The 8,825-nt window shown below is 69.8% G+C and carries 9 protein-coding genes; 7 read left to right on the forward strand and 2 right to left on the reverse strand.

Translation table 11 applies throughout. The annotated features are described in order from the left end of the window. On the forward strand, positions 1–982 hold a 982-nt coding region (locus AB0J09_RS46825), incomplete at its 5' end, for an MFS transporter (RefSeq protein ID WP_360706512.1). Here the strand turns inward: AB0J09_RS46825 and AB0J09_RS46830 are convergent. Further along, on the reverse strand, positions 930–1,397 hold the full coding sequence (locus AB0J09_RS46830) for a PPOX class F420-dependent oxidoreductase (RefSeq protein ID WP_360706515.1): 468 nt from the start codon (positions 1,395–1,397) through the stop codon (positions 930–932). The two genes, AB0J09_RS46825 and AB0J09_RS46830, sit on opposite strands and share 53 nt — an antisense overlap. 201 nt (positions 1,398–1,598) lie before the next feature. Here AB0J09_RS46830 and AB0J09_RS46835 point away from each other — a divergent pair, with 201 nt between their 5' ends. From AB0J09_RS46835 to AB0J09_RS46845, 3 genes are all read left to right on the forward strand, one after another. Further along, positions 1,599–2,810, forward strand: coding sequence for an amidohydrolase (locus AB0J09_RS46835; protein ID WP_360706517.1), 1,212 nt, complete (start codon positions 1,599–1,601; stop codon positions 2,808–2,810). A 59-nt stretch (positions 2,811–2,869) separates the two neighbouring features. Continuing rightward, positions 2,870–3,943: a PrsW family intramembrane metalloprotease gene (locus tag AB0J09_RS46840; RefSeq protein WP_360706519.1), complete on the forward strand. Its 1,074-nt coding sequence runs from the start codon at positions 2,870–2,872 to the stop codon at positions 3,941–3,943. A gap of 273 nt (positions 3,944–4,216) precedes the next feature. Further along, positions 4,217–4,837 (forward strand): pyridoxamine 5'-phosphate oxidase family protein, encoded by a 621-nt coding sequence (locus AB0J09_RS46845; protein WP_360706522.1) that lies wholly within the window; start codon positions 4,217–4,219, stop codon positions 4,835–4,837. 182 nt (positions 4,838–5,019) lie between these two features. Here AB0J09_RS46845 and AB0J09_RS46850 read toward each other — a convergent pair whose 3' ends face one another. After that, on the reverse strand, positions 5,020–5,694 hold the full coding sequence (locus AB0J09_RS46850) for a GntR family transcriptional regulator (protein WP_360706525.1): 675 nt from the start codon (positions 5,692–5,694) through the stop codon (positions 5,020–5,022). 124 nt (positions 5,695–5,818) lie between these two features. On the opposite strand from AB0J09_RS46850, the gene AB0J09_RS46855 reads away from it, so the two are divergent. From AB0J09_RS46855 to AB0J09_RS46865, 3 genes are all read left to right on the forward strand, one after another. Beyond that, positions 5,819–6,877 carry a sugar ABC transporter substrate-binding protein gene (locus AB0J09_RS46855; protein ID WP_360706528.1) on the forward strand — a complete coding sequence of 353 codons (1,059 nt, stop codon included), beginning with the start codon at positions 5,819–5,821 and terminating at the stop codon, positions 6,875–6,877. A gap of 26 nt (positions 6,878–6,903) precedes the next feature. Beyond that, positions 6,904–7,989: a mandelate racemase/muconate lactonizing enzyme family protein gene (locus tag AB0J09_RS46860; protein ID WP_360706531.1), complete on the forward strand. Its 1,086-nt coding sequence runs from the start codon at positions 6,904–6,906 to the stop codon at positions 7,987–7,989. Then, positions 7,986–8,825 (forward strand): hypothetical protein (locus AB0J09_RS46865; RefSeq protein ID WP_360706534.1); only part of this gene is annotated, 840 nt, incomplete at its 3' end. The genes AB0J09_RS46860 and AB0J09_RS46865, both read left to right, overlap by 4 nt.

Consider the following 8,825-nt stretch of genomic DNA (forward strand, 5'->3'; position numbering starts at 1 on the left):
CGCCGGGCAGGTGCTGGGCGGCCTGCTGCTCACCACCGACGTGCTGGGGCTCGGCTGGCGGATCATCTTCCTGATCAACCTGCCCGTCGGCCTGATCGTGATGCCGCTGGCCGTCTGGCTGCTGCCCGAGGTCGAGACCGCCCGGCGCGCCAAGCTCGACCTGCCGGGCGCGGCGGGCCTGGCCGTCGGGCTGGCCCTGGTGCTGGTCCCGCTCGGCCTCGGCAACAGCCTGGGCTGGCCCGCCTGGACCTGGGTCAGCATGGCGGCGGCCGTTCCCGTGTTCGCGCTGACCTGGCGCTGGCAGCGGGTGCTCGGGGCGCGCGGCGGCCGGCCGGTGCTCGACCTGGCGCTGCTCAAGGTCCACTCCTACCTGGCGGGCGTGGGGTCGATCGTCGCGTTCATGGCGTACTTCGCGTCGTTCATGTTCACGCTGACGCTGCTGCTCCAGGGCGGGCTCGGGCTGGCGGCCTTCCAGGCGGGGCTGGCGTTCGCGCCGATGGGGGTGCTGTTCTCGGTGACCTCGATCCTGGGGACGCGGCTGGTCAGGAGGTACGGCCTGGTCGTCGTCATGGTCGGCGGCACGGTCACCGGGCTCGGCCTCACGTTGCTGGTTTTCACGGCCGGTCTCGGCCTGCCGTACGTCATGGTCGCGCTCATGCTCGTCGGCTCGGGCAACGGGCTGGTCCTGCCGCAGCTCATCGGGGCGGCGCTGGTCGAGGTCGCGCCGCACCAGGCCGGCATCGGGTCAGGCATCCTCAGCACGGCGCAGCAGTTCGCGGGCGCGGGCGGCGTGGCCGTGATCGGCGCGGTCTTCTTCGCGGCCGCCGAGGGAGGCCACCACGTCCACGCCATGCGCTGGTCGGCGGGCATCGACCTGGGGCTCGTGCTGGTCGTGATCGCGTCGGTGGCCTACAACCGGCACCGTGCCATCAGGAGGGTACGGACAGAGCTGTCCCGTACAGCCGCGCCGCCCGGATCCTGATCACCAGCCGCCGGTCCTCGACCATCTGGCGCAGGAAGGTGTACGGGTCCTCGATGCCCTCCTGCATGGCGAGCAGCTCCATGCCCACCTCGTCGCCCGGCTCCGTGCTGACCGGCGACAGCTCCGCCTCGCCCTCGGCCACGGCGTACGACCAGAAGTCGTTGCTGGCCACGTAGAGGGCGCAGCGCGGGTCCTTGTGGAGCTGCCGGACCTTGAGCCGGTCGGCGATGGTGGAGATGCGCGCCACGCGCTGGTGCGGGTCCCAGGTGTAGATGACGGTGGACAGGTGGGGGTCGCCGGCGCCCTTGTTCGTGGCCAGCGAGCCGAACCGCTGGCCGGAGAGCAGGCTCGAGAGCTCCTCGTCGCTGAGCGACCGGGGGGCCGGGCCCGTGCCTAGCCCGTACTCCTGCGACATTCGCCGTTCTCCCTGAACAACCCGTGCAAATGCGGATATGTCAGCCTATCCCCAGCTCTGAACGTCCACCTCGCCGCAACGTGGTCGCCGTCCACGATCGGCCCCACGTCCAGGCTGACCTTGACGTCGTCGAACGGCGGCGTCTGTACAGATTTGAGGCCATCTGAGGCTGCTACCCCGCCGACCGATAAGTTACAAGTCATGAATTTTGCCATTACCAGCGGATATGTCGTGCCGATCGACGGCGACCCCATCGACGGCGGCACCGTGCTCGTACAGAACGGGAAGATCACCGCGGTCGGCCGGAACGTTGCCGTGCCCGAGGGGACCCCCGTCGTGGACGCCGCGGGCGGCTGGGTGCTGCCAGGCTTCGTCGAGGCCCACGGCCACCTCGGCGTGCACGAGGAGGCCGAGGGCTGGGCCGGCCAGGACACCAACGAGATGACCGACCCGAACGGCGCACGCCTGCGCGCCCTCGACGCCATCAACCCCGCCGACCTGGCCTTCGCCGACGCGTTGTCAGGCGGCGTGACGACCGCGGTGATCAAGCCCGGCTCCGGCAACCCGATCGGCGGGCAGACCGTCGCGATCAAGTGCTGGGGCAGGACCGTGGACGACATGCTGGTCAAGGAGCCGGCGAGCGTCAAGAGCGCCCTCGGCGAGAACCCCAAGCGCGTGTACGGCGACCAGAAGAAGCTGCCCTCCACCCGGCAGGGCGTGGCCGCGGTGATCCGGGACGCGTTCATGAAGGCGCAGGACTACAAGGCCAGGCGGGCGGCTGCCGCGTCGGAAGGCAAGCCGTTCGACCGTGACGGCACGCTGGAGATCCTGGTCCGCGTGCTGGACGGCGAACTGCCGTGGTGTCAGCACACGCACCGGGCCGACGACATCGCCACCGCGCTCCGGCTGGCCGACGAGTTCGGCCACCGCCTGATCATCAACCACGGCACCGAGGGTCACCTGCTGGCCGACACTCTGGCCGCCAGGAACATCCCCGTCATCATCGGCCCGCTCTTCACCTCCCGCTCGAAGGTCGAGCTGCGCCAGCGCTCGCTGCGCAACCCGGGCATCCTCGCACGGGCCGGGGTGAAGCTGGCCATCACCACCGACCATCCCGTGGTGCCGATCCACTTCCTCGTCCACCAGGCCACGCTGGCGGTCAAGGAGGGCCTGGACCCGGCCGAGGCGCTGCGCTCGATCACTTTGAACCCGGCCCGGATCATGGGCATCGACGACCGGGTGGGTGCGCTGAAGCCCGGTCTCGACGCCGACGTGGTCATCTGGTCGGGGGACCCGCTGGACGTCATGAGCCGGGCGCTGCGGGTGTTCGTCTCCGGTCAGGAGGTGTACACGTACGCCGACGGTGAGCCTGTCGTGGCAGATCCGTATTACCGCGAATCAAGTGACCGTTAAGCACTTGTAGATCGGCGTCACGCATAGTGGGCGCACCGGCGGAGAAGAAAGGCATCACGATGACAGCGCAGCGTCCCAGTGTGGCCCTCCTGATCGGCCTGGTCGTCTCCAGCGCCCTGGCGCTGCTCGCGCTGGCCGCCATGTTGCTGTCGGGCGGGCCCATCGGGTTCGCCCTGTCAGCGCTGCTGGCCGTGGCGCCGCTGCCGGTGCTGCTCGCGGCCGTGCTCTCGCTCGACCGGCTGGAGCCCGAGCCCAAGCTGAACCTGGCGTTCGCGTTCGCGTGGGGCGCGGGCGTGGCGATCGTGCTGGGCGTCGCGCTGACCATGGTGGGGCAGGCGCTGTTCGTCAAAGCGGGGCTCGGCGCCGCGGTCGTCAACGACGTGGGCACGGTGCTGCTGGCCCCCGTGATCGAGGAGGCGCTCAAGGGCTCGGCGCTGCTGCTGCTCCTGCGCAGGCGGCAGGAGATCGACGGGCTGACCGACGGCATCGTGTACGCGTCCATGGCCGGCCTGGGCTTCGCCGCCGTGGAGAACATCGGCTACTACCTGCTCGCGTACGGCACGGACGGCGCGGGCGGGGCGGTCCAGCTGTTCGTGATGCGCGGGCTCATCGACCCGCTCGGCCACCCCATCTACACGTCCATGATCGGCCTCGGCGTCGCGTACGCGCTCACCCGGCGCACCCCGGCCAGGTTCGCCGCGATCCCGCTCGGCTACCTGGCCGCGGTCTTCCTGCACGGCCTCTGGAACGGCTCCGCCACCACCAATTCGCTGACCTGGCTGGGCGTGGCGTACCTCGTGATCATGGCCGCGCTCGTGCTGCTGATCGTCGTGACCGTCGTCGAGCGCCGCCAGCTCGTCGCCAGGATGGGCGTCTACCTGCCCGGCTACGAGCAGACCGGGCTGGTCACCCCGGCCGACGTCCGGATGCTGAGCACCCTGCCGGGCCGCAAGGCGGCCCGCAAGTGGGCCAGGGGAGCGGGGCTCGGCCGGGCCATGAGCGACTACCAGCACGCGGCGACCGAGCTGACGATGCTGCACTTGCGGGCCGAGCGCCAGGGCATGGACCCGGCCCGCTTCACGGCGGAACGCGACGCGTACCTGACCGCGATGTTCCACGCCCGCCGCTGGTAGCTTCCGCCCCTCACTACACCACTGCGCCGCGGCATCCCCCCGCCATCCCGGGCCGCCCTGCCACCCCTGCCACGCCGCCGCCCCGCGCGGCGGCTTTGAGCGCGGGCAACCTGGTCGAGCCTGCCCCGAGCGGGTCCGGTAGCCCGCGCTGACTGCCTGTGGCTCGAGCGTGGGCGCACGCTGGGCGGGAGTGGGGAGTCTCACTGTGCGAAACGTCACGGATTTCGAGCCGCGCTCCCTGACAAAATGGTGATAACCCCGAAGGGAGAGCAGATGAGCTGGACGGAGATCGGGTCCGAGGCGGAGTTGCGCGAGTTGCTCGGTGAGGTCATGCCGAGGGCGGCGACCAAGGAGCGCGTACGGCTGCACGAGCGCGACCGGCAGTGGCTGGCGGCCTCCCCGTTCTGCCTGATCGCCACGTCCGACGACGCCGGGAACTGCGACGTCTCGCCCAAGGGCGACCCGGCCGGGTTCGTCCACGTCATCGACGACACGACCATCGCCGTCCCGGACCGCCCGGGCAACCGCAGAGCGGATGGATTCACGAATATCCTGAAAAATCCGCACGTGGGGTTGATCTTCCTGATCCCCGGTCGCAACGAGACCCTGCGCGTCAACGGCCGGGCCAGGCTCGTCCGCGAGGCCCCGTTCTTCGATGAGATGATCGTCAAGGGCCACCGCCCGCACCTCGCGCTCGTGGTCGAGATCGAGCAGATCTTCTTCCACTGCGCCAAGTCGTTCCTGCGCTCCTCCCTCTGGAAGCCGGACAGCTGGAACCCTGCCGCCCTGCCGTCCCACGCCAAACTCGTCAAGGACGTGCAGACAGTGACGGAGAGCCTCGAGGAGCTGGAGACGTACTACGGCGAGGCCTACGCCAAGCGCCTCTACGGCTGACCTCGAAAGCCCGCCGCTCGGCCTCGGCCGGGCGGCGGCGCGGTGCGGTGCGGTGCCTGGAGGCGCCCCGGCCGGTCCACCGCCGTCCGAGATCGGTGCACCGAGGGACGTCCCGACCCGGCGACAGCAGGGCCGGTGGAAGGTGCCGCTCAGGGACCGGCGACCGGGCCGGCCGGGAGGCGTCAGTCGAAGGCTGTCAGCTGGCGCTCGCGTGCCTTGGTCAGGTGTCCCCGCATCGCTGCCTCGGCCGCGTCCGGGTCTCCGGCCTCGATGGCCGCGGCGATCCGATGATGCTCCTCGATCGTCGTGCCGGCGTGGGCGTAGGGGAAGTATCTCCGGTGCAGGTGGAGGTGGACATGCAAACGCTCGAGGCCGTCGCGCAGCAGGGGATTGCCCGAAGCCTCGGCGATGAGGTCGTGGAACCGGGCGTCATGGGTGGTGAAGGCCGCGTGCCAGCGCCAGCCGCTGGGGTCGTCCGGCTCCTGCTCTATCGATGTGGCGGCCTCCGCGGCGATCGCCTCGCGTTGCTCTGAGGTGGCCCGCTCGGCGGCCCATCGCGCGGTGGCGCACTCCAGCAGCAGCCGCATCTCGAACATGTGGGTGAACTCGGCGCGGGTGAGCAGCGGGCTGACCGTGTAGCCCACGAGAGGGCGTTTGCGGACCAGCCCGTCGGCCTCGAGGCGGGCCAGGGCTTCGCGAATCGGCGTCTGGGACACGTCAAGCTCGCGGGCCAGCGCGTCGATGTTGACGCGGTCGCCGGGCTGCATGCTGTGCTCGAGGATCCGCGCTCTGAGCGTGTCGTACACGTCATCGCCGAGCGTCGACCGCCTGAGCCGGATCGGTTCGGTGGGTGCCATCGGGCCAAATCCTCCCACGAAGTCCGCGCATTACTCGAATGTTAAGTCTTGACGTCCTGACAAGGCACGGACTATACCTCCAGGAAACATCCTATAGGATCCACGATCCTTGAGAGGCGTGGTCATGAATCAACGACCCCTGGTCCGGCTCGGCGGGCTGGCTGCCGCTCTGGCGCTCGCCGCCACCGCTACCGCCGGTTGCACGAGGAAGAGCGACGACACAGCGACGGCCGGTGCGCTCACCCGGACGCCTGACCAGGTCAAAATCGCCCTGGTCCCCGGCGGGGCACACCCCTACTTCCAGCCGTGGAAGGACGCGGCCGCCAAGGCGAAGAGCGATCTGGGCGTCGGTGACGTCACCTTCAACGAGACCTCGGACTGGGACCAGACCAAGCAGAACGATGTGCTGAAGTCCCTCGCCGCGCAGGGTTACAACGCCTTCGGCGTCTTCGGCGTCTCCCCGGAGAACATCAACGCCACCTTCGAGGACCTCAAGCGGCAGGGCTTCCCGGTCGCCTCGCTGGCGTCCTGCCCGGCCGGCGACGTCGACAAGGCGGACTTCTGCCTGTCCACCGACGTCCAGCTGGCCGCCTACAAGGCGGCGCAGGCCGCGATCGAAGCCATGGGCGGCCAGGGCGACCTCGTGCACCTGACCGGCAACAAGGTGGATTCCAACACCCAACGTCGCATCGCGGGGGTGCAGAAGGCGGTCGACGAGACCGGTGGGAAGGTCAAGCTCCTGCAGACCGTGACCGACGTGGACAAGGACCTGCAGACGGCGCAGAAGGCCGTCGCCGACCTCCTCGCCGCCAAAGGCGACCAGATCCAGGGCATCGTCAACACCGCCTACAACCCCGCGGTCGCCTCCGCGGAGGGCGTCAAGCAGTCCAAGCTGCCGATCAAGGTCGTCGCGATCGACGACGACAAAGCCATCCTCGCCGGCATCAGGGACGGCTCGGTCGCCGCGACCGTGCTGCAGAACCCGGTCGGCCAGGCGTCCGTCGGGTCGTACGCGCTGACGAAGCTCGCGGGCGGCTGCACGATGACGCAGCCGGGAGTGATCATCGACTCCGGCTCCTTCGTCGTCACCAAGGACAACATCGGCACCTACGACACGGACCGGCAGGCGAAGACGGACGGGCTGAAGAAGTCGTTCGACAGCCAATACCTGTCCTGCAAGTAGCCCCACAAGCCCAGGAGGAGCCTCCCTTGCCCGCGATCACTCACGCCGAGGCGTACCTCGTCGACCTCGAGGTCGAGACCGTACGCACGGACGCCGTCCAGTCGTTCATCAAGCAGGAAACCGTCTTTGTCGAGGTCCACACCGACGACGGCGGCACCGGCACCGGCTACACGTACACGATCGGCACCGGCGGCACGGCCGTGCTCGCCCTGCTTCGCGACAACCTGCTGCCCAGGCTGGCGGGCGCGGACGCCCGCCGGGTCGAGGCCGTGTGGCATGACCTGTTCGCCGCGACTCGGGCGACCGCGGTCGGGGCGATCACCTCCCTGGCTCTCGCCGCCGTCGACACGGCCCTGTGGGACTGGCGGTGCAAGGACGCGGGCCAGCCGCTGTGGGTCCTCGCGGGAGGCGCGAAGGACCGCATCCCGCTGTACGACACCGAAGGCGGCTGGCTGCACCTCACGACCGAGGAACTCATCGCCGGCGCGAAGGCCGGCCAGGCCGCGGGCTGGCGCGGAGCCAAGCTCAAGATCGGCCGCTCTCCCGTGGAGGACGCGGAAAGGCTGGCCGCCGTCCGCGCGGCGGTCGGGCCCGACTTCGACCTGATGCTCGACGCCAATCAGTCGCTCACTCCTGCCGAGGCCATCAGGCGTGCTCGGCTCCTCGAACCGTCCGACCCCTACTGGTTCGAGGAGCCGTTGCCGGGCGATGACGTCGCCGGGCACCAGGCATTGGCCGCGTCAGCCTCGATCCCCATCGCGGTCGGCGAGTCGCTCTACTCCGTGGCGCAGTTCCGCGAGTACCTGCACCGGCAGGCGGCCGGCATCGTGCAGGTGGACGTGGCGCGCATCGGCGGCATCACGCCCTGGCTCAAGGTCGCCCACCTGGCCGAGGCGTACAACGTGCCGGTCTGCCCGCATTTCCTCATGGAGCTGCATGTGAGCCTCTGCTGCGCGGTGCCGAACAGCCGCTACCTGGAGCACATCCCCCAGCTCAGGGCGATCACGCGGCGGGAGATCGAGATCGTCGACGGGCACGCCCTGCCGCCGACCTCTCCTGGGCTCGGCATCGAGTGGGACCGCGACGCGATCGACGACCGGAGAGTCCGGTGAGTACGCGGACGCCGCCGCCGGAGACTCCCGCAGCGGGACCGCGCAGGCCGTCGAGGATGCCGCTGTGGGCGAACCCGCGCCTCGGGCTGCTCGTCCTGCTGATCGCCCTGGCCGCTCTCTTCACCGCGCTGCGGCCGGCGTTCATGGACACCACGCTCACGCTCGTGCCGCTGCAGTCGGACATCAGCGTGTACGCGGTGGTCGGCCTCTCTCAGCTGGCGGTGCTGTCGCTGGGGCACATGAACATGGCCGTCGGCCGGATGGCGGCGATGAGCGCGTTCGCCATGGGGCTGGCCTACGATCGGCTCGGCGTGCCGCTGGTGGCCGGCCTGGTGATCGGGCTGATCGTGGGCATGTTGCTCGGTGCGCTCGCCGGGCTGATCATCTCGCGTACGGGAGTCAACTCGTTCGTGGTCACGCTGGCGATGGACTTCGGCCTGGTGGGTCTCATCACGATCCTCTACACCAGGTTCACCGACGGCGTCGCCTTCAGCAGCCGGCCCGCCGGCATGGACGCGCTGCGCAACGACACCTTCGCCGACTACTGCATGGGGGAGCTGTGCGGCCCGCACATCCCTCTCGTCGTACCGCTCGCCCTTGTCGCGGTGCTGGCGGTGGGGGTGCTGTTCCGCTTCAGCAGGCTGGGCCGGGAGATCCTGATGACCGGCGCCAAAGAGAGGGCGGCCGAGCTGTCCGGCATCCCCATCCGGAGCCGGGTGGTGCAGGCGCACGCGCTCAGCGGGCTGCTCGCCGGGCTGGCCGGCTTCCTGCTCGCCGCGAACAATGGTGCGTTCTCAGCGCGCATCGGCGACGCGTTCCTGCTGCCGTCGTTCCTC

The sequence above is a fragment of the Nonomuraea sp. NPDC049784 genome, from assembly GCF_040659615.1.
Classification (GTDB): Bacteria; Actinomycetota; Actinomycetes; order Streptosporangiales; family Streptosporangiaceae; genus Nonomuraea.